The sequence below is a fragment of the Hungatella sp. SB206 genome, from assembly GCF_051132295.1.
Taxonomy (GTDB): Bacteria; Bacillota; Clostridia; order Lachnospirales; family Lachnospiraceae; genus Hungatella; species Hungatella effluvii.
Genome location: NZ_CP096603.1, coordinates 4338463 through 4360573 on the forward strand (window position 1 = coordinate 4338463; position 22111 = coordinate 4360573).

Below are 22111 nucleotides of genomic sequence, written 5' to 3' on the forward strand. Positions count from 1 at the left end.
AACCCCAGCTTCAATCCGCAGAAAATAATTCTTTACTGCCTGCCCTTACATCCCATGCGCCTCTCTCCATGCCTTCACTTCCTCCAGCCGCTTCTTCGCCGCCTTCTCATTCCCCTCTTCCGTGGGGACATAATACCTCCTGTCTTTCAGGGAGTCAGGCATACACTGCATGGCGGCGATCTTGTCCTCTGTCTGGTGGGCGTACTGGTAGCCTTCTCCGTAATGCAGCTCCTTCATCAGTCCCGTCGGCGCGTTGCGGATCACTAAGGGAACCGGCTCTGCCAGCGTATGCAGGGCGTCCTCCTTGCAGTGTTCGTAGCCCGCGTAGGCGGAGTTGGATTTCGGCGCCATGGACAGGTAGATCACCGTGTGTGCCAAATTTACGTTGCACTCAGGCATCCCGTTAAAATGGCAGGCCTGATAGGCAGAGACCGCCAGAGTAAGCGCCTGACTGTCCGCCATGCCGATATCCTCGCTGGCAAAACGGATCAGCCGCCTTGCCACATAGAGTGGATCTTCTCCGGCCTCCAGCATACGGGCGAGCCAGTATAGCGCCGCGTCCGGATCACTGTTTCTCATGGATTTGTGAAGGGCGGAAATCAGGTTGTAGTGCTCTTCGCCATTTTTATCGTACAGAAGGGACTTACGGCTGATGCACTGCTCCAGCACCTCGGCTGTCACCGTGGTTTCCTCCGCGCTGATCTCCCCGTTTAAGACTGCCATCTCCAGCGTATTGAGTGCCGTTCTCGCGTCGCCATTGGCAAACTGAGCGATCATCCGGAGCATGTCCTCCGTAATCCCGATTCTCTGATCCCCCAGCCCGAGAGGACTCGTCAAGGCATGGTGCAGAAGCATTACCAGGTCATCGGTCTGGAGTGCCTGGAGTACGAAAACCTTGCATCTCGAAAGAAGAGCCGCGTTAATCTCGAACGAGGGATTCTCCGTCGTTGCTCCGATCAGGATGATACTTCCCTTTTCCACATAGGGAAGAAACGCATCCTGCTGGGCCTTATTAAAGCGGTGGATCTCGTCCACAAATACGAGCGTACGCAGACCTATATGACGGTCCCGCTCCGCCTGGGCCATCACTTCCTTTATTTCCTTTATTCCGCTTGTGACGGCGGAAAAATCCACGAAGGAAGCCCTGGTCCGGTTGGCGATAATTCTCGCCAGCGTGGTCTTTCCCACTCCCGGCGGTCCCCAGAAGATCATGGAACACACCATGTCCTGATCAATAATCCGGCGCAGCACCTTCCCCTCTCCCAGGAGGTGCTTCTGGCCTACAAACTCTTCCAGCCCACTCGGTCTCAACCTGCTTGCCAGCGGCCCCACGGCAGCCCGGTCATCAAAAAGCGATAATTGCTCCATCATATCTCAACCACCTTTTTCATTCGATCCATTTATTTAGCTTCTATTTTACCATGGCCTGAATGAAATATCAAACTCCATACCAGGCAAACTTATGCTTATTTGTATATAAGCAAGCAGGGGAGTCCGAGGGAAGCCGTGATCATTTTCCTGGCAGAATAGTGAATGAGCAGCCTCCCGACTTCTTTATATGGTATACTGGCATCACAGCACTGCATTGCGGACAAGATACCTGATTAACCGGATTATCGCCGGAGAACGAAAACAGTTTGAGGAGGAGAAAATGAAACTATCTGCATTGATCGGACACTGGGGTCTGGAATCCGGGGAAATCCGGCAGATCCAGGACTGCGTATGGGAAGTCTCAGAAACCTATATCTTAAAGGCATATGAAAGGTTCAGTGATTTGGAGCGGAATGTACAGATTATGAAGGTGCTGCGCTCCATGGACATACCGGCAGCCGAAGTGATTTCCACCAGCGAGGGCACGGATTACTTATGCAGCGATGAGCGCTGTTATATGGTGACAAGGAAACTTCCCGGAGCACCAGTAAAGGATATCAAAGAGGTGAAAAAGCTGGCCTGTCAGATGGGTCAAATAATCGGCAGGCTTCATCTGGCCTTCCAGACATGTGAGGAGGAGCTGGACTTCTGGGACAACAGCCTGTTAAGCGAGATGAAGGGCTGGGTAAAGGATGAACTGAACAAATATGGCTGGTCGGTAATTGCACAGTCTGATTATGAGACCGCCGTTTCCAGCCTGGAACACATGTATGACAGGCTTCCATTCCAGCTGATTCACAGAGATGTCCATTTTGGAAACTTCCTTTTCCAGGAAGGCGAATTTACCGGTTACATCGATTTCGACTTAAGCCAGAAAAATATCAGGATTTTCGATCTCTGCTATTTCCTGATGGGGCTGCTGGCAGGGGAGGAAGCTCTCCGACCCGGCAAAAATGAATGGCTTCAGATGATCGCTGAAACGGTGGCCGGATATGAGAGCCAGATTTCACTGACCGCCGTGGAAAAGGAGGCATTTCCCTGGGTAATGGAAAATATCGAGCTTCTCTTCGCCGCCTGGTACACTGGAATTTCCGACGTGCGGTGCGCGGAGGATGCAACAAAACTGTTTCATTTTGTGCAGGAAAATGAAACAGCGATAACAGATGTGCTCAAAATTGTAAGCGTTTAATACCAGAAGAGGGACTGTTTTAAGAATACTCCTAAAACAGTCCCTCGCATTTTTATTCTATTATTCCATATATACTGTTATTCCATATATTCTGCTGTTCAATCGACCCTGACACCATTTTTATCGACTCTGCCGCCGTCCGGTGTCACTGTATCTGCCAGCATATGGCCAGATTCATCCAGGTAGTACCACTTTCCGTCTGTCTGAACCCATCCGGTCTTCATCGCTCCGGATTCTCCCATATAATACCAATAGCCTTTTTCCTGAACCCAGCCGGTCTTCATCGCTCCGGACGGGTTGAAATAGAACCAGTGGTCTCCGGTATTGACCCATCCGGTCTTCATTGCCCCTGACGGGCTGCAGAAATACCAGACATTGTTTAAATGAATCCAACCGGTAATCATCCGGCCGTCAGCACCGATCCAGTACCATTCTCCGCCGACTTTGATCCACTCGCTCTGCGCATAGGTACCGTCCTCCTTTTCGAAGTTCCAGATTCCGTCCTTTGCCTTCCAGCTTCCGCTCGTTTCTTCCGGATCATTCCACACACTGTATGAGGAATCTTCCCGCTCTGGCTTTTCTTCTGGTACATTGCCGTCCGGCGTCTCGTCCGGTGCCATTCCATCCGGCGTCTCGTCCGGCGTCGTTCCATCCGGTGTCTCGTCCGGTATCGTTCCATCCGGCGTCTCGTCCGGCGTCGTTCCGTCCGGCGTCTCATCCGGTGCCGTGCCATCCGGCGTCTCGTCATCTGCCGCATCCTGCTTAACCGTATAATCGTCCTGACTTCCGAACACAGTGAGCGTCCTTTCCGTAAACGATTCATCGGCTACTTTGCAGCCTTCCGTCTCAACCGAAAACGTCACATCACTGTCCGCGGTTACCACAATCGTTCCAAGATTCAATGCAGTACCCTTTTTCAAGATATTATCCGCTGTACCCGATACGTAGATCGTAAATGTTCCCTTATCCCGGTTATAGCGATACGACTGCACCGTAATATCGGAATTGTTTTTTATGGTGCTGTCGAACTTAAAATCTATGCTCTCTATCCCATCCGAATCATCGGAGGCAACTCCGAGCTGAACCTGAAAGGTTCCCGCTTTCTGCACGTCCTCCCGTGCAGAAAGCATGATACTCACTTTTACTTCATGATCATTGGTTCCCTTTTCCCATGTGACAAACCGGTATTCCTCCGCCGGTGTTGTCATAATACGGCCAAACGCTGCAAGCAGGATCAGGATTCCCAGCAGGCCAATTATTACTTTCTTATTCATAAGTCGCTGCAACATATTTTCTCCTCCTGTACGTTCAGTCCTGTGCTTTTATCTCGATCTCCGGCAGTGTCTCCGGCACATCGACAAACAGAGTGTTGCTGACAAGACGTTCTCCCCTGTTGTCATGTGCGTTGTCTACCCGGTAGAGCTCCGCTCTCACACGTTTTGGAAGAGCGGCATTTTTAAGGTTTTCGGGTTCGATGTAATAGATCCACGTTCCGCTGCTGGTCTCACCCAGCTCTCCGTGCTCCGGCACTTCCGCAAAGATCATCTGTGCTGCCAATATATTTCCTCCTGCATCGGTACCGCCCACAATCTTTCCCTGCTCATCATACAGCAGGACCACATTGTACGCCGGATTCCCTTTATACGTTCCTGTGAACAGGAGGGAGCCCGCCGGAATAACGGCTTCGCCGCTCTCTCCATTTCCGGCATGGTAATCCTCTTTCAAAAGGCCAATGGAATCTGTCTGACCAAAGTCGATGTCGTCTCCGGTCTGACCCAGCAGATCAATCTCCGAAATGGAAATATCGGTTCCCTTCTGGTCCACCGCCGTAATCCTTACGTATGAGGTGTCATAGGCATACAGCCATGTGTCGTCATTCTTGTTGAAGTAGACAGTCTGACTGCCGTTCGCCAGCTGTCCCTGCGCTACAGCGAAGGTTCCGGCCTTGACCTGGGTCCAGGAATCATCTGCGCCGGTATCGCTGATCTCCACTTTAAAATTGCCGATCGGACTTCCGGCCGCGTTATCCGCTTTACTCAGCTTATACGTGAAACCAGTGATAGTCTCTTCTCTGTTTAAGTGAATGGTAACAGAGGCCGCAGGTACTTTTCCATTACTTCCGGCTACCGTTTTTCCTGTATAGGTAGTTCCTGCATCGTTGTCGATGACCTTTCCGATGGCCTCCATGGTTACCACATCCGGATTTATCTCCTCATCCACTTTGTCCTCTGCAGAGACCATGTTCGTGGTCACGGTCCAGTCTGACTTATCAATCACACCGCCGTGGGAGACTTTAACAGGCTCCAGTACCACCGGTTTTGTGGCATTTAAGTACTTGTCGTAGCCTACCACTTCGTAGGTGAAAACTCTGTTGTTAATAGTAGAAATGGAATCGACAAATTCTGTCTGGTCTGCGGTCACAAAGCCGACCGGTTTCTTCTCTACATGGCTCTTGATGGTTTCGGAACGGTAGATTTCGTATCCCAGCATTGCCTCCGGCTGCTTCGACTGGCTTCCGAGATGAATTGTCACCTCGTTGGAATTCGGCCTGTAGCTTAAGTCAGCCTCGACCGTGGCGCTGGCTGCGACAGAACCATTTTTGCCGTTTTCCAGCACGTAAGCCCTTGCCTCATCGTTTACAAACCAGATCGCTCTTGTTTCTTTCTCAAACTGCTCCGCGTACTTTCTTGTGTTCTCATCCGGCACCATACCCCAGCGTTCGAAAAACTCCAGAATATTCTTTTCAGCCGCCGCACAAGCCAGACGCATGAGCTTGTTGTCCACATCTCCGCTTACGCTTAACGCCACGTTGCCCGGCTTCGGCGCCGATCCCGGATTTCTTACGTAGGAATCTACTCTGGCAAAGAACAGATTGTTGAACTGTTCCTTATACGTATCGTACGTTTTATAGTTATAACCGCCCATATCGTATGCAAGATGAAGCTGCCAGTATAATCCCAGCTGTGTAAATACATTGGAGGACCGCCCCGTTACGCCCGACGTCACCTTCTTATAAACCTCCGGATACTGGAACCGCACGCTGTCATTCGTATCACGGGCCTGCGCCAGCACAGAGAAGTAGTTATTGGTGATTTCGGCTACGGCATATGCGCCTTCATTGATTTCATGGCCGATCTCATGAGCGATGCCCCAGCCAAAGTACTGGCCGCTTTCGTATTTGCCTTCCGGCGTTGTCTTCACCGGTACGGACTTGGTAAGGCCCGGTACGGATCCCCACTCGATTCCGATATGCAGTCCGCCCGCATACATAAATGCGCCTGCAAACATCCTCTGGTAACGCAGATTCAGCCGGCTGACCGGCAGTTTATTTTTCACTCCGGCATCGGGATCGCTGCTCAGTCCCTTGTGCTGGTAGAAGAGATTTACCATCTCATCGGCCGCCGTCAGCGCCTGATACAGCTGCTCCGCTTTTTCCTCCGTAGTTCCGCCTGATAAACCGGCGAGTATCTGCTGGGAGGAAACGGAATACATCATATATCTCGTCACGATATCCGTGGCGCCCAGAATACAGTTTTTCCGCGCAGTGCTCCACTCTCCGTCATGCGTTTTTTTATGGTTCTCATGGTCTGCCTCCAGCTCCGCTGTGCTGGCCTCCAGATCTTCCACATACTTCGTCACCAGTGCTCTCTTCGCATTGGAATCGGAAGCTCTCGTTATATCCAGCGTTGGAATGTGATTTCCTCCGCTGACTCTCACACTGTAGGTCTCCTTATCCTGATCACCGGTATATTCGATGTAAAGCTGTCCGCCCTGCTCCACGTCGAGGGCAGTGATCTGGGGTATGGTTATCTCATTAACTCCCGCTTTCAGCATGCCGATCGTGTTCGACCATGCGCTGGATTCCCCGTGATACTGAGTCGCTATAAGGCGCAGGTTCGTGCTGTCTCCAGTCTTCCTGGACGGGCTGCCCACATAGACCAGCACCGTGTCTCCGGCCATGGCTGTAATGCCTAGCGGCTGCCAGGCGTTTAATCCGCCTTTAAAAGTAATATTGCCATCCGCATTTTTCGTTACGTGATTATCTATGGTAAGAATTCCAGCCAGAGCCTCATCCGTTAAAAGCTGTTCTGCCGTATCCAGTTCTCTCTCCAGAATCTCTTTCTTCGGATGGAATTCCCCGCTTACCTCATCCTTCTCATCCAGACGCGCCCTCAGACTGCTAATAAGTTCCTGAGTCACCCCTTCCTTCAAAGAAATGTGCATATCATCTGCAAACAGATCGTATACCTCATGCTCAATCGGATCGTAGTGATAGAATTTCATCTCCGCAATGCTGATTCTGTTGGAAGAGCCATATCCTGCCGTCAGTCTGACCTGAATCCGGTCTGTCGTTACCGGCTGTTTCGTCTGGAACTCATAATATACTTTCCCGTTAGAGCTGGTTTTTCTGCTGAAGGTGCCTGATGCCTGCACCGGTGTGCTGCTTCCCTCCGGCCAGTAGAAGAAGGTCGCATCGGTATATGCAAACTTCTGAGCCGGATCCGGAATAAGGACCACGGTGTCCATCGTATAGCTGTCGTCGAGGGTCACCGTTGGTGATTTTGATTCACCCGGATAAACGCAGCCCGCATCCCAGTCGTTGCGCACCCACGCGGATACCATATCGTTGTCCACAATTGCAAATTCACTGTCTGCATTTCCGCCGTGGTTGTTTACCGCCTTGATATGTTCGGTTCCGCCGTTCTCCCCTGCCACATTGATCAGTTTGTAGTTTGGCGTTATGGGGGCATTGACGCTCTCGGTCGTTCCACTGTAGTGCATGGAAGGCGCACTTTCCCCAATTTTGTTCGTACCGGTCAGATAGATATCGTACTTTGTTTCATCCTTTAGATTCGGGATCATCTGGCTGGTATTTTCAATGTTGTCGATTCTGGTGTATTTACCGTCGGCATCATCGTATTCCCGGTAAAACAGAGAATACGTATCCGTATCCTTCATCTTTTTCCAGGACACATCGAGACTGCGGTAACTGCCCTTTACCGTAATTCCCTCCGGCGGATCAGGCCGTTTGGAGGCTTCCGGCGTCACCTTCATAGCCGTGCTGTAACCGCTTCTCCACGCCCCGTTTACAGACTGCACCCGCACGGTATACTCTTTTCCGTTTATCAGGTCCTCATTTTTTATTGACTTAACGCTTAAACGGTTTTCCGATACCGACAGAACCTCAGACTTGACTCCGCCTTTTACCTCACCGGTAATCTCGACCTCATAGCCGGTTACATTTACCGCGCGCTTCCAGGTTAAATCAAAGGATTCGTTGCCTGCCACAGCCTTTAAGTCCTCCGGGATGTTCATCTCCGGCTCCGGAATTCTGCTCTCCATATCATTTAAGAATTCCACCTTGGATATCTCGACCAGAGTGGCCTCCTTTTCTAATGTAGCCGTCACTTTGATCGTCACCTTCTTGATCGCCACCTGTTTGCCCAAATCGATGACAATGGTCTTACCAGCGGCGGAATCCTCAGGCGCGCTTCTAAAGGCCGCGCGCATCCTTGTCCCTGTCTGTCTTTCCGCCACGCCATTCTCAATCCTGAATACGACAGGCTTCTCTTCGCCTTCCAATTCAACCTCGACCCAGCCGTCTTTGATGGTGTTTCCGGAACCTGTAACCGGCTGGATTGTAAATCCTTCCGCCTTTAAGCTCTGTCCCAAGTCTGCGGTGATCTCAATTGGTGTTTTCGGTGTGATCGCAGTCTCCGCTGTAAGTGTCAAAGCCTCGCTGCCATTTCCTGCAAACACTTCCTTCAGCGTCTCCTCGGAGAACGTCGCATTGCTGGATGACGCAACACCAACAGCAGCGGGATCCACCAGGGCCTGCCTCGTCACAGTCGCCTTTGTATTGCTCTTATTTTTATAGAAGATGGTAAAATACTGAAGGTCTACAAGATCTATCTGCCCGTCTCCATTAAAATCGAGCCTGGAATCTGCGAAATTACCGTCTGCTTCATCAATGGCGTCAATGAAAGCCTCCATATCATCGCTGTCGATCGTTCCGTCGTCATTCACATCACCCATCCGGATTACACCGGGCATTTTATCCCCGGCATAGCCGTATTTGTCCGGGTAGTCGTTTAAAAGCAGAATCGACGCCCGGTCACCGTTAATTGAAATATTTTTCTGTATGTAGTCCTCATAACCGCCATTTACCGCCTTCACCTGAAGCTGATACTTCCCCTTCGGAAGGTCTGTAAATGTGTAACTGCCGGAGGAATAGACCCCGGCCGATTCCACGGCCTCATACTGCACCGAACCCTGATCGGTCAGTTCCTCGTCCTTTGTCAGAAACAATTCCCACTCCGCAGCCTTCTGCACAGGAAGGACTCCACGAATTTCTACCTTTAATTCCCCATTCTTACTGTCGCTGTCACTCTCTTTCCAGGCATCAGAAGGACTCGCCGATACGCTGTTCGACGGTGACGCCACTCCTCTCTGCCCAAAATCAGCAAAGCTGGTCATCAGACTTGCCGGTCCCTGTACGACCAGGCACAATGCAAGCAGACATGCGGCTGCTCTCTTCATACGTGTTTTTCCTCCTCTGTGTTTCACTTTTGATATCCCGTTCTGTTTTCTCTTATCTGCGATATCACTCTCTTTTTTTTCTTTTATTTTCCATTGAAGTTACATTTTAACATTTTTATCAAATTTTATCAATATTTCTGTAACTTCGTTTTAAAAATATTTTTATCACCTGTTTTAAACGTACTTTAAATCAAATCAAAAAAGACGGTAAAAGAGGGTAGTAAATCCTGGCCTCCAGGCCAACATTTACCACACTCTTTTACCGTCTTTTGCTTTAGTCTGCGGCGTATCCTGTTCTTATACTCTGGATAAATACTCCCCAGTACGTGTATCAATCTTAATCTTATCGCCCTGATCCACAAACAGCGGAACGTAAACGACTGCTCCGGTCTCTACGGTAGCCGGCTTTGTAGCGCCCTGTGCCGTATCACCCTTGAAGCCTGGCTCTGTATCAGTGATCTCCAGCTCTACGAATAACGGAGGCTCAACAGAGAACACCTTTCCATTGTAAGAACAAACCTTTAAAATGTCGTTCTCCTTCACGAACTTTAATGCGTCTCCGATTACTTCCGGGCTCAGTGCGATCTGCTCGTAAGTGTTCGTATCCATAAAGTTATGAAGATCGCCATCCGCATATAAATACTGCATGTCCACACGGTCAATTCTGGCAGCCGGGAACTTCTCTGTAGGACGGAAAGTACGCTCTACTACACCGCCGTTCACTACATCTTTAATTTTAGTTCTAACAAATGCAGCACCCTTACCAGGTTTTACATGCTGGAACTCCATAATCTGATAAACATTACCATCAATCTCTAATGTGATACCGTTTCTAAAATCGCCCGCTGATATCATAAATGATATTCCTCCTTGAAATTCTCTTAATCCTTTTTATTCTATACTATAATAATACCTTTTTCAACTATTTTTTTCATTTTCTGTATACACGCCGTTATTCACGGCCTGTCAAATAGTCCATGGCAAGGGCATAACCCTTCAGTCCCAGCCCCAGAACCTGGCCGTCGCAGACAGGCGCCGTAACAGAAGTATGCCTGAATTCTTCCCTTTTATGCACGTTGGAAATATGTACCTCCACCTTCGGAATCTCCACCGAGGAAAGGGCGTCTCTCAACGCGTAGCTGTAATGGGTAAACGCGCCCGGATTGATGATAATGCCTTCCGTTCCGTTATAATACGCTTCCTGGATCTTATCGATTAAGCCGCCCTCGAAGTTACTCTGGTAAATATCCAGTTCATGTCCTTCTCTCTCCGCCTTCTCTTTCATCATACGGACAAGATATCCGTAATCCTCAGTGCCGTATACACCTTTTTCCCTGATTCCAAGAAAATTTAAATTCGGTCCATTTAAAAGAAGCAGCTTCATTCCAATCCCATCCTTTCTTCCAGCTCCGTCACAATCTCACCGACACTCCGTCCATTCACATCCACAATCAGTCCAGCAGCCTCCCTGTATATGGGGCCGCGGGCCGCGATCAACTCTTCCACACGCCGCGTCACGTCTCCGCCCTGAAGCAGCGGTCTTGTCGTATCTCCCTTCAGCCGTTTCAGCACGGTATCCGGATTCACCTCCAGATAGATCACGGTCCCGAGCTGTTTCAGCAGCCTTCTATTCTCTTCCCGCAGGGGAAGCCCGCCTCCGACGGAAATGACCTTTTCCTGTGTATCGGAAAGAAGCGTCTGGAGAACCGCCGTCTCCGTCCTACGAAACTCATCCTCGCCCTTCTGCGCAAATATCTCCGATATCGTCATGCCTGCCCGCTCTTCGATCAGCCAGTCCGTATCCACCATAGGGAGACCATGCTTCTTTGCATACCGTTCCCCAACCGTTGTCTTACCGGCCCCCATGAAACCGATCAAAATCACGTTCTTCATCGCGCCGCCTCCAGTTCTTCCCGCATCAGCACTCTCGCACCGTCGATCATCTCTCTGGTAAACACGGTCTCCGGATTCCACAGCTCGTAGGCGATAACGCCCTGGTAAATCAGCATATCGAGCCCTCCCACGGCCTTGCCGCCGGCTGCCCGGACGTATTTCATAAATTTCGTCTCCATCGGCGTATACACAATGTCTACCGCCGTATCGATCTTTTTATAGAATTCCGCATCCTCCACCGGGGCGTGATCCACGTTCGGATGCATCCCTACGCTGGTGGTCTGAACCGCCAGGCAGGAGCTGCACTCCAACTTTCCGTAATCGTCCAGGGCCATGGGAAGCATGATTCTGCGGCCGAACCGCTCATTGACGATCTCAGAAAGGGCCTCCGCCTTTTCCAAACTCCGGTTCAGAACATAAATCACAGATGCGCCTTCCTTCGCCAGCACGCAGGCTGCCGCCCTGGCCGCGCCGCCCGCTCCGAACAGGATGCAGGTGCGGTCCCGGATTTCGATTCCCGCCTCTGTCATGGCTCGTTTCAGTCCTGCCGCGTCCGTGTTATAGCCCTTGTAGCCGCCGTCTGTCCGTACCAGCGTGTTGACGGCGCCGATGGCTTTTGCATCCTCGTCGATATCCACCAGGTATTTCATAACCTCCTGCTTGTGAGGAACCGTGACGTTCATGCCGGTAAAATTAAGGGCGTAGGCTCCTTTTACCGCTTCCTCTACACGTCCCGGCTCCACTTTAAGCGGTACATAGACGAGATCTGTTCCTGTCTTTTCCGAGTAATAATTATGCATGAGCGGTGACATGGAGTGCTCCACCGGATACGCCATGACTCCGCATACTTTACTTTTTCCGCTTATCATACTGTCTCCTCTTTTTGTCCCTGCGATAAAAAAATAAGATAAGTGCCTCCGGATACCGTTTTAATACGATCTGAATCTCTTCCTTCGGATTGATCGGCTTCACCAGAAAGCTCCTGATTCCCGTCCGTTTGGCCCCGTAGACGTCGGTAAACAGCTGATCTCCCACGAATATCGTGCTGTTTAAGCTCGTCCCCATGAGCTCCATCGCCTTCTTATAATTCTTCACGCCCGGCTTTCCGCCCTTATAGATATAGTTAGAGCCGCCGACAGCTTCTGCAAAAGCTGCCACCCGCGGCTCTTTGTTATTGGAAAGCAGGCAGGTGTCCATGCCAAGCGCCCGCAGATGAGAAAACAAGTTCTTCGCTCTCTCATCCGCCGGCGCGTCATGGGGCACCAGGGTGTTGTCTACATCAAAGATTACGCCTCTGATTCCCTTTTTATAAAGGGCGTCATACGGAATGTCATACGCAGAGGCCACGTCTTCATCCGGATAAAATCTGTTAAACATACATCTTCCTACTTTTTCAATAATTTTCCGATCTCTTCCATGAACGTATTCACGTCCTTGAACTCACGATATACGGAGGCGAAACGGACATATGCGACCTCATCGACCTCCTGCAGCTTTTTCATGACAAGCTCTCCGATCGCGGAGCTGGAGACTTCCTTCTCTTCCATATTAAATATCTGTGTCTCGATCTCGTCCACCATGGAATCAATCTGTTGGGAAGAAACGGGACGCTTGTGGCAGGAATGAAGGATTCCTTTTTCCAGCTTGGAACGTTCATAGACTTCTCTGGACTCGTCCTTCTTAATAACCATCAGCGGCAGAGTCTCCAGTTTTTCATACGTTGTAAATCTCTTTCCGCATTTCTCACACTGCCTGCGGCGCCTGATGGAGCTGTTGTCATCCGCCGGTCTTGAATCAATGACCTTTGTATCTGCTTCATTACAAAATGGACATTTCACGTCGCTATCCTCCTGTTGGGCGATTTCTCTTACCTTCTTTTCAGAAATGAGAAATCCCACTGTTTTTTGTGCAGGACCCAAAACCGCGAAAAAAAGAATACACAGTTTTTCGCGGCTCCGGATCCGTTACTTTTTAATTATGTATATCATACCCCACAATCCGTAGATTCGCAAGCACATATTACACTATATCTTGCATTTTTCCTCAGCTTTTTCCAGATCTACTTTCACCAGGATAATATCTCTCCCCACCTGACAGATGTCACAGAAGGGAATGATGTACTCTTTTTCTCTGACCAGAAATCCACAGAAGCAGCCCGGCCCGGGAACGATGATCGCCAGAAGACAGCCCGTATCCATATCAAAATCCACGTCGCCCACATAGCCAAGGCGTTTGCAGTCGCAGATGTTAATCACTTCTTTTTGTTTAAGATCTGAAATGCGCATAGCCTGCACCTTCTATATTCCTTAGTGTATTCTATGCGCATTTCCTATGTGTGATACAAATTATTACTCCGGTACATTTCCGTAAAGGCCGTCACAGCTTCTGCCGTCATAAACCGGTTCCTCGTAATCATATGCTTCTTCCCGGCGAGGTCCATCTCTCATATCGAGATAGAAGTGAATCATGGTCGTCTCTATATACGGTAAAATCCATAAAAACCCGATTCCAAACGATCCGAACCCCAGCAAATACATCCCAATCAGGCTGATTCCCAGATAAAACAGGCGGCCCTTGTTCCCTTTCATGAGCGCCGCGCTCTCCCGGAAGCAGCTGATCACCGTCCGCTCGGGGTCTTCCATCAGAAGGTAAACCGCCATTTTAAAATGCAGGCTATACACGACGATTCCGACTATCTGAAGCAGATACATCAGAAACTGAAGCGCTGCCAGTATGGGGATATAACCCGTAATACGGGCGGAAACGCTTACCACAAAATATGGGATTCCAATGATCATACCAAATACCAGGTTGATAAAGTATACGCCTAAAAATCTTTGAGGCCTGTGAGTAAAGGCAAACAACATATCTCCCAGTGAATACGGCTGGCCTGTACACATATGGTAGAACATCCTTCGTATTCCGACCATTATGAGGTAAACCAAAAGGATCGCAATGAAATAAATCACCATCTCGATTGCCAGTGAGCGCATCCAGCCTCCCCGGTTGAAGCCGGGTTCGCCGATCCAGGAGAGTGTGCTGACTGCAGATATACCGATAAAAATCATAATAACGACGATCAGAAGGACGTACACAATCAGCATGGCGCCCACGGCTGTTCCATAGTTGCCTGACAGCGTAAGCTTCGCACGTTTTTTCAGTTCCGTTGACGTTGTCTTCATTAAAAAGCACCTCCTGACAGAAGGGATGAACTCATCATTCCAAATAGAAATATCATTGCCATGGCCGCCAGAAACAGCGCGATAATCGAGGTAATGAGACCTGCCTTCGCATATCCCTCCATCGTATCTCCCATTTTGGACAACAGCGCAAACAGGATTCCCAGGCTGCCAAAAATCACCCCGCCGTAACAGCAGCAGGAGGTAACGATCCCGATGATCCCCATGATCAGGGAAGCCAGCGCCATGCTGCTCTGCTTTTGAGGCTGTGTATACGCAGGATTAGCCGCCTGCCGGTATTCGTCCCGGTAATAGCTGTTCTGGGGAGTGGGCTGCTGGTAGTTGGGCTGCTGGTAGTTGTTTTGCTGACGGTTGTCCTGCTGCCAGTTGTCCTGCTGCCAGTCGCCCCTCTCACGGTTGTCCTGCTGCCAGTTATCGTTCTGCCTGTATTCTTCTCTGCCCCAGCTCTCATACTGTCTGCTTCCGGTATCCGGATATCCATTCAACTCATGGAAATCCGATCCCGTTCCGCTGTTCTGCGTGTCGTAACAGTCAGCTGCGTCTTCTGCTGCTGGTTCTACTGCATTCGCCAGTTCTTTCTCTGCATTTGCCGGACCCTTTTCTGCAGTTGCCGGACTCTCTTCTGCAGTTGCCGGACCCTCTTCTGCAGTTGCCGGACCCTCTTCTGCATTTGCCTGCCCCTCTTCTGCAGCTGCCGGACTCTCTTCTATATTCGCCGGTCCTTCCTCTGTATTCACCGGTCTTTCTCCCGCGTCGGCCAGCCCTTCCGCTGGTGTCAGCCCTTCCTCCACCGGTTCCCTTCTGGAATCAGGACCATCATATCCATACAGCCTGTCTTCTTCCATATCCTGCCTCCCATTCTGTCTGTTTGTAAATCTGTATATATTTACCTATTATACAGCACGAACGAGTTTCTGTAAAATTAAGTTTTTCTTGCACTCGTCTATCTGTATACGAAAAACCAGGCGTTTAAAACGCCTGGTTCGTTTCTTTCTGCTCCTATATGAATCCCTGTTATCAGGCTGCTTTTAATAGGAATCGCTCTCCACATGCTCCTGCTTGGCCAGCTTCACGATCCGGCTGGTTCCAAGCCGGTCTGCTCCCAATGCCAGGAACTTTTCTGCATCCGCTTCGCTTCCGATTCCTCCTGCCGCCTTAATCTTCACGCCAGCGTCCACATGGGCTTTAAACAATGCGATATCCCCGAAGGTCGCACCCGCTTTTGAAAATCCGGTGGAGGTCTTGATAAAATCGGCTCCGGATTCCGATACGATCCGGCACATGGTAATCTTTTCATCCTCTGTCAGCAGGCAGGTTTCTATGATTACCTTTAAAATCCGTCCCTTACACGCCCCCTTCACAGCCTGAATCTCGGACTTCACGGTCTCATAATCGCCATCCTTTAACGCACCGATTGAAATCACCATATCAATCTCATCCGCTCCGTTCCTTACCGCATCCTCCGTCTCAAACACCTTCACTTCCGCTGTCTGGTATCCGTTGGGAAACCCGATAACCGTGCAGACCTTCATCCGGTCTCCCACATACTCCTTTGCCCGTTTCACATAGGAAGGCGGAATACAGACGGATGCGGTCCGGTACTCCACTGCATCGTCACAAATCTGTTTTACCTCTGCCCATGCTGCTGTCTGTGTCAGCAGGGTATGATCCACCGCGCTTAAAATTTTCTGATCCATCCGTTCTTCCTTTCTATCCGATCACTTCCTCCAGAATCGTATCCAGCAGCTCCACAAACGTCTTCTTCACTCTCGGTGCGGTCTCCACCACTTCCTTATGATTCAGCGGCTGTTCCAGAATTCCGGCACCAAAGTTGGTAATGCAGGAGATTCCAATCACCGGAATCCCGCAGTGCGCGCAGACGATCGCTTCCGGCACAGTTGACATTCCGACCGCGTCGGCGCCCAGGATTCCGGCCAGCCGAACCTCGGCCGGAGTTTCATAGCATGGCCCTGAAAACATCATATAGACGCCTTCCTCCAGCTTAATGCCCTTCTTCGCAGCAGCGCTCCGCAGACGAGTCCGCAGTTCTGCCGCATATACCCGGGTCATATCGGGAAAGCGCGGTCCGTCGTCTTCCCAGTTCGCTCCCATCAGCGGATTTCCGCCCGAATAATTGATGTGATCCCGAATCATCATCAGTGTACCCGGATCAAAATTCCGGTTTACGCCCCCTGCGGCATTGGTCAGCACCATGTACTGAACCCCCAGCCGCTTCATAATTCGCACCGGAAGCGTTATCATTCTCTGGCTGTAGCCTTCATAATAGTGGACTCTGCCCTGCATCGCAATGACGTTCTTTCCTTTGCAGGTTCCCAGCACAAACTGTCCTGCATGCCCCGCCACCGTGGAGACCGGAAAATCCGGAATCTCCCCGTACGGTATCACCACCGGATTCTCAATCTGCTCCGCATAGTCACCCAGGCCGCTTCCAAGAATCAGGCCGATCTCAGGCACAAAATCTGTCTTTCCCCTGATAATCCCAATACTATTTTCGATGATCTCTCTTTCATTTAACATATCTGTATCCCCAATCCTTCTTTTAGACCCACTGCTCCAATCCGAGTCTTACATACTGCTCGTCCGGCGCGTCATTTTCCTTCATCATACGCACCATGTTCCGGATCATCCGCTCCTCAGTCGCCTTGTCCTCCAGCGGATGCTCCTGGCCCGGATCTGTCTCCGTATCATAAAGTAAAGTTCCGTATTCCATCAGCGATCTCGGAGGAAATCCCAGCGTACGGATACCGTAGCCGCCCTTTATTCTCAGCATGGGACAGCCCTTTGTAAAGGAAAATCCCTCGTGGAAATCCGCCGTTTTCAGTTCCTCCACCGTGATTGCTCCCGGATAGCTGGTCGGTTCCACCACATAGTTAAAGAGCTCCTGTTCCTTATCCGGCATCGGACATCTCATATACACGTATCTGCCGTCTGTGATATTTACATGAATTCCATGCTGGCCAAAGAGCGCATAATCTCTGATCTTCTTATCGCTCTCAATCGTCTCACGGAGCGGACGTCCCTTCATATCCGCCGGAATTGGAAGCCCGAAATACTCCAATAAGGTTGGGGCAAGATCGATAGTCTGTACCAGCGCCTGACGGCGTTCCCCGCAGACTCCGGTTCTCGGATCCCAGACGAAAAGCGGCGTATGCGCCAGCTCATTATAATACGGCATCATCATCTTTCCCCACCAGTTATGCTGGCTCAGCATGAAGCCGTGATCCGTATTGACGATCAGCATGGTGTCTTTCCACAGGTCATACTCATCCATCATATCCAGCACCTTTCCCAGATACGTATCACACATGGTCACAAGCGCCCGGTACTCATTGATACAGTGCTCCACCTGTTCCGGTGTCTCCACCACTTCATGGTATCCCGGCCAGTCAAACATCACGCCCTGGTATCCGTCCTTATACGGCTCTTTGTAGCTTTCCGGTGTGAAATACGGTTCATGGGGATCGTAATTCTCCAGCTGAAGGTACCAGTTGTCGGCTCCGTGATTATCCCGGATAAAATCAAGCCCGTTGGAGAAATTCTGGGCAATCGACTGATTGGCCTCATCCTGCATGTAATAACGGTTGATGTACTCCTGCCTTCCGCAGAAATCCTTTCTTCCGCCCAGGTGCTCCGGAACCTCCCATTCCACTCTGCCCTTCCAGGGGTCCCCCTCCTGTCCTCTGACAAACTCGTAGGAATTGTACTTATTTACATAGTTTCCGCCGCCCTCTTCCCAGTAATGCCAGTGATCCGTAGTCAGATGGGTATAAATTCCGTTCGCCTTTAAGATACCCGGCATGGAATCGTCGTAAGGCTCCAGCGGTCCCCAGCTTCTGTGCAGGAAATTGTAGCGTCCCGTATGGATCTCTCTTCTCGCCGGCATACACGGAAGGCTGCCTGCGTAGCAGTTGTCAAAGGTCACGCTTCTTTCTGCCAGCCGTTTAAAATTCGGCGCTATCACGTCATCACAGCCATAGGGCGGCAGCATATGACGGTTCAGGGAATCGAACATTACCATTATCGCTTTCATATTTTTATCCTCTTTCTTCCTCATAGTATTTATTCATCATCATGCTTTCCGACACCGGCAGGCGGTGTGATATGGCGGACACCGAAGGCGAGCACGAACAGCGTCACCACGTATGGAATCATCGCCATAATCTGCGGCGGAACTCCGTACCCCTGAAAATTGATCTGTACCGCGTCGGAAAAACCGAATATCAGGGCGCAGAACAGGACCATGGCCGGGTTGTACTTTGCGAGGATCATGATTGCCACCGCAATATAACCGCGTCCGGCCGACATATCCCGCACATACATATCCAGGTGGTCGATGGAAAGGTATGCGCCCCCCAATCCGGCCAGTACGCCGCAGGCAATGACTCCGATATACTTGATCTTATGTACCGCCAGCCCCACGCTGGCCGCAGCCTTCGGGTTTTCCCCCACCATGCGCAGCCTTAAGCCAAACCGTGTTTTAAACAGAACCACATACTCTGCGATTACGGCAAAAAGCATAATATAGGTGATTGGAGATGCGAACACACCGGCGTTAATGGAGGCCACCTGCGGAGACGATCCCTTGTTGTCCCATAAGAGCTGCATCAACAGTGTGGTTGCCGCTACCGACAGGAGGTTGAGCCCGATTCCGCTGATTACCTGATTAACCTTATACCTTACACAGAGAACGGCGTGGGCCAGACCAAACAGCGCTCCGCCCGCCATACCGGTCAGGAGACCCGCAAAGACATTTCCCGTATAATAGGAGCCGAGAACTCCGCAGAATGCCCCCATGGTCATCATACTTTCCAGTCCCAGCGCCATGACGCCGCTTCTGACGGAAAGGACTCCGCCCAGGGCCGCCAGCACCAGCGGAACGGACATGCTGAGGGTAGATGTAACGATTGACATGAACTGATTCATCATTTCTTTCCCCCCTTACTGCCATTTTTGATTCTGAGAATTTCCTTAACGAGAAGCGGCGCTGCCACAAGCAGAATAATGAACGCCTGAATGACATCGATAAATTCTGTCGGTATTCCGGTCGTACGGTTTAAGACCATACAGCCGGCTCTCAGTGCACCGAAGATGATTCCGGAAAGGATGACACCCAGGGGACTGTCTGCCGCCAGAGCCGCTACCGCGATTCCGTCGAAGCCGTAGCCCGAGGAGAAATCCGCAATCAGCCGGTGATCCACGCCCAGCACATGAGTTCCTCCCAGAAGACCGGCAATGGCGCCGCTGAGCACCATGGCGATGATCATAATTTTCCCGATCTTGATTCCTGCGGTCTCGGAAGCCTTCAGATTCAGCCCGACACACTTGATTTCATAACCAACCACAGTCCGTTCAAACAGAAGCTTAATCAGTACGCAGAGAACCACTGCGATGATAATCGCCGCCGTAAGCTGTGTCTTATCCACCAGCTTCGGAATCCACACCGATTCGGAAAATCTGGCCGTCTGCGCCATGCTCTTTCCCGCTTCCTTTAGCGGATAGTTCACCACATATGCCACAAAATTCTGTGCTATGGTATTTAACATAACGGTCGCTATCACCTCGTTGGAGCCAAACTTTACCTTCATAAAGCCCACCAGGCCCGCATACAGTCCGCCGAAGATGATTCCGCCCAGAAGTGACAGCGGGATCCAGATCACACCAGGCAGATTGACCGGCATCAGGGTGATCAGGCTGGTACCAAGGGCGCCCATGTAAAGCTGCCCTTCAATTCCTAAGTTGATCAGATTCGCTTTCTTTGCAACCGTGTAGGCAAGTCCTGCAAAGATTAAGGGAGTCGCCTGCACCAGCGTCTGGCAGATAGCCTTCCTGCCGATAAACGCCCCCTTTAAAATGGACCCGTACGCCTCAAACGGATTGTATCCACAGACCAGCATGGCGATTCCGCCCAGAACCAGGGCCAGAACCAGAGCCACCGCAGACATATTTTTATTCAGAAATTCTTTTTTATCGAACTGCAATCCTGCTGCCTTCACGCTCTCTGTCCCCCCTTCCCCACTGCGCCTGTCATCAGAAGTCCCAGCTGCATATCGTCAAAATCCGCCGGTTCCCCCTCCGCCACGATCTCGCCGTCGTACATGACCATCAGCCTGTCACTTAAATTCTTCACCTCATCTAAGTCGGCGGAAATCAAAAGGATGGCCTTCCCCTCGTCTCTCAGCTTCAGCAGCCGGTCGTGTATGTATTCAATCGCACCGATATCCACGCCGCGGGTCGGCTGTGCGACGATAATAATATCCGGATTTTCACTGAACACCCTTGCGATAATCACCTTCTGCTGATTTCCTCCGGAAAGGGCGCTGCATTTCACCCCGGAGTTGGGCGATTTGATCAGGAACTCCTTTAAGAGCCCCTCGGAAAAGCTTCTGATCTTCTTTCTGTCCAGAATTCCCCTGTTCTGAAACTGGTCCTGATATCCCAGTATCAGGTTGTCCAGAATCGATAGCTCCAGGATCAGCCCCCTGGTCATGCGGTCCTCCGGGATATGGCCGATCTTTTTCCGGATAAAATCTTTCGGCTTGCCTGAAATCTTCTCCCCGTCCTTTTCCATGTCCAGAACGTCAGGATTACGAATCCCTGTCAGACATTCGATCAGCTCCGTCTGCCCGTTTCCTTCGATTCCCGCAATACCCAGAATCTCTCCCCTTTTCAGTTCAAAGCCCACATGATTTAGTACGGTTCTTCCCTTTTCCTTCAGCGTAATATCCAGCACCGTGAGCCTGGTATCCCCGACGCACTCACTTTTCCTCCGGATTCCCAGCTCCACCTCTCGGCCAACCATCATCTGGGCCAGACTGTCAGGAGTCGCTCCTATGGTGGAGACACCCGACTCGATCATCCTGCCATCTCTCAGCACGCTGATGCTGTCAGCAATCTCCAGTGTCTCCTTTAGCTTATGGGTGATAATAATAATGCTGGTTCCCGCCGCTTTTAACCTTCTTAAAATATGAAACAGCTCCTCGACCTCCTGCGGAGTCAGAACCGCAGTGGGCTCATCCAGGATGAGAATCTTCGCGTTCCTGTAGATGGCCTTTAATATCTCCACCTTCTGCTGTTCCCCCACAGAAAGCTCCTTCACGATCTGAGATGCGGATATGTGGAAACCATACCGCTCGATCATCTCCTGAACTTCCTTTTCGGCCGCCGCCTTATCAAACAGAATTCCATTTACCGGCTCCTGTCCGACTACGATATTCTCTGTGACGCTCAAGACCGGAGTCAGCATAAAATGCTGGTGCACCATGCCGATTCCAAGATCAATCGCCTGCTTCGGCGTCCTTAAGTTTACCTTTTTCCCCTCCACCAGGATTTCTCCCTCATCCGCTTTGCAGATTCCGTAAAGGATCTTCATGAGCGTCGATTTCCCTGCCTGTGTCAAGTAAGAACCAAAAAAAATATAATAATATTCTTAAAAAAGCACAGCTAATAAGCAAGTTCTATTGCTGATTAGTTCTATTTTTTTAATGGTACACCGCACCATAAACTGGTGCGGCTGAATATTATCTCACCCCTTGTACCATGGGAACATGTAGATTAGGTATAACCACAACCTTCCTGACACTTTACAGCACCCTTACTCACTGTTCATGCCTCCAGCGCTACCTGGACCGTGATTCTATTATTACGGAGGTATCATTATCATTCTGGGTTTTAGACCGCTGGTTATATGGTCCAAGAAAAAGTGCCGCTCATACCTTTACTTCTTCTATTACGATTCCTGACATTTACCTTGTAGTTATATTCAAGGCAGGTATATCGTGGCGCAGCTCATTGCTCTTCTTCATGCTTTTAAGCATGTCCCAAATGTTTAGTATCTCAAAAGATGAATTCCAACATGTCATTTATGTCATAATAAAGTTAGAATGCATCTACCATGCTG

At 50.4% G+C, this 22111-nt stretch carries 19 protein-coding genes; 1 reads left to right on the forward strand and 18 read right to left on the reverse strand.

From position 1 onward, the window contains the following. Nucleotides 1–45: 45 nt before the first annotated feature. Nucleotides 46–1368 carry a replication-associated recombination protein A gene (locus M1L66_RS19110; protein ID WP_320921392.1) on the reverse strand — a complete coding sequence of 441 codons (1323 nt, stop codon included), beginning with the start codon at nucleotides 1366–1368 and terminating at the stop codon, nucleotides 46–48. 283 nt (nucleotides 1369–1651) lie between these two features. Here M1L66_RS19110 and M1L66_RS19115 point away from each other — a divergent pair, with 283 nt between their 5' ends. Beyond that, a complete protein-coding gene (locus tag M1L66_RS19115) occupies nucleotides 1652–2560 on the forward strand; it encodes a phosphotransferase enzyme family protein (RefSeq protein ID WP_434687676.1) in 909 nt (302 codons plus the stop codon). A 98-nt stretch (nucleotides 2561–2658) separates the two neighbouring features. On the opposite strand, the gene M1L66_RS19120 is transcribed toward M1L66_RS19115, so the two are convergent. From M1L66_RS19120 to M1L66_RS19200, 17 genes are all read right to left on the reverse strand, one after another. Beyond that, entirely contained in the window at nucleotides 2659–3849 is a 1191-nt protein-coding gene (locus M1L66_RS19120) for a hypothetical protein (protein ID WP_434687678.1), read from the reverse strand. Nucleotides 3850–3868: 19 nt separating this feature from the next. Next, the gene (locus M1L66_RS19125) at nucleotides 3869–9100 is read right to left on the reverse strand and encodes a fibronectin type III domain-containing protein (RefSeq protein ID WP_434687680.1); all 5232 of its coding nucleotides are present in this window, start codon (nucleotides 9098–9100) and stop codon (nucleotides 3869–3871) included. A 297-nt stretch (nucleotides 9101–9397) separates the two neighbouring features. After that, nucleotides 9398–9955 carry an elongation factor P gene (efp, locus tag M1L66_RS19130; RefSeq protein WP_002603599.1) on the reverse strand — a complete coding sequence of 186 codons (558 nt, stop codon included), beginning with the start codon at nucleotides 9953–9955 and terminating at the stop codon, nucleotides 9398–9400. Between the two features lie 97 nt (nucleotides 9956–10052). Then, a complete protein-coding gene (gene aroQ, locus M1L66_RS19135) occupies nucleotides 10053–10484 on the reverse strand; it encodes a type II 3-dehydroquinate dehydratase (RefSeq protein WP_055653093.1) in 432 nt (143 codons plus the stop codon). Next, on the reverse strand, nucleotides 10481–10993 hold the full coding sequence (locus M1L66_RS19140) for a shikimate kinase (protein ID WP_187019303.1): 513 nt from the start codon (nucleotides 10991–10993) through the stop codon (nucleotides 10481–10483). The genes aroQ and M1L66_RS19140 overlap by 4 nt, the downstream gene beginning before the upstream one ends. Continuing rightward, complete coding sequence (gene aroE, locus M1L66_RS19145; RefSeq protein ID WP_187019301.1) at nucleotides 10990–11862, reverse strand: shikimate dehydrogenase; 873 nt, start codon at nucleotides 11860–11862, stop codon at nucleotides 10990–10992. The genes M1L66_RS19140 and aroE overlap by 4 nt, the downstream gene beginning before the upstream one ends. Then, the gene (locus M1L66_RS19150) at nucleotides 11843–12370 is read right to left on the reverse strand and encodes a YqeG family HAD IIIA-type phosphatase (protein WP_002603595.1); all 528 of its coding nucleotides are present in this window, start codon (nucleotides 12368–12370) and stop codon (nucleotides 11843–11845) included. The genes aroE and M1L66_RS19150 overlap by 20 nt, the downstream gene beginning before the upstream one ends. A gap of 8 nt (nucleotides 12371–12378) precedes the next feature. Next, the gene (gene nrdR / locus M1L66_RS19155; protein WP_002603594.1) at nucleotides 12379–12831 is read right to left on the reverse strand and encodes a transcriptional regulator NrdR; all 453 of its coding nucleotides are present in this window, start codon (nucleotides 12829–12831) and stop codon (nucleotides 12379–12381) included. A 186-nt stretch (nucleotides 12832–13017) separates the two neighbouring features. Then, complete coding sequence (locus M1L66_RS19160) at nucleotides 13018–13278, reverse strand: PRC-barrel domain-containing protein (RefSeq protein ID WP_002603593.1); 261 nt, start codon at nucleotides 13276–13278, stop codon at nucleotides 13018–13020. 63 nt (nucleotides 13279–13341) lie between these two features. Further along, nucleotides 13342–14175 carry a DUF975 family protein gene (locus M1L66_RS19165; RefSeq protein ID WP_434687685.1) on the reverse strand — a complete coding sequence of 278 codons (834 nt, stop codon included), beginning with the start codon at nucleotides 14173–14175 and terminating at the stop codon, nucleotides 13342–13344. Further along, on the reverse strand, nucleotides 14175–15038 hold the full coding sequence (locus M1L66_RS19170; protein ID WP_434687687.1) for a hypothetical protein: 864 nt from the start codon (nucleotides 15036–15038) through the stop codon (nucleotides 14175–14177). Before M1L66_RS19170 ends, M1L66_RS19165 begins: the two co-directional genes overlap by 1 nt. Nucleotides 15039–15221: 183 nt before the next feature. Then, nucleotides 15222–15890: a deoxyribose-phosphate aldolase gene (gene deoC, locus M1L66_RS19175; protein ID WP_187019292.1), complete on the reverse strand. Its 669-nt coding sequence runs from the start codon at nucleotides 15888–15890 to the stop codon at nucleotides 15222–15224. Between the two features lie 13 nt (nucleotides 15891–15903). Next, nucleotides 15904–16731, reverse strand: coding sequence for a purine-nucleoside phosphorylase (locus tag M1L66_RS19180; protein WP_434687689.1), 828 nt, complete (start codon nucleotides 16729–16731; stop codon nucleotides 15904–15906). A gap of 22 nt (nucleotides 16732–16753) precedes the next feature. After that, nucleotides 16754–18244 (reverse strand): sulfatase, encoded by a 1491-nt coding sequence (locus M1L66_RS19185; RefSeq protein WP_434687691.1) that lies wholly within the window; start codon nucleotides 18242–18244, stop codon nucleotides 16754–16756. 29 nt (nucleotides 18245–18273) lie between these two features. Then, entirely contained in the window at nucleotides 18274–19140 is an 867-nt protein-coding gene (locus tag M1L66_RS19190; protein ID WP_373265416.1) for an ABC transporter permease, read from the reverse strand. After that, a complete protein-coding gene (locus M1L66_RS19195; RefSeq protein WP_434687693.1) occupies nucleotides 19137–20207 on the reverse strand; it encodes an ABC transporter permease in 1071 nt (356 codons plus the stop codon). Before M1L66_RS19195 ends, M1L66_RS19190 begins: the two co-directional genes overlap by 4 nt. Then, on the reverse strand, nucleotides 20204–21583 hold the full coding sequence (locus M1L66_RS19200; protein ID WP_434687695.1) for an ABC transporter ATP-binding protein: 1380 nt from the start codon (nucleotides 21581–21583) through the stop codon (nucleotides 20204–20206). The genes M1L66_RS19195 and M1L66_RS19200 overlap by 4 nt, the downstream gene beginning before the upstream one ends. Nucleotides 21584–22111 lie beyond the last annotated feature (528 nt).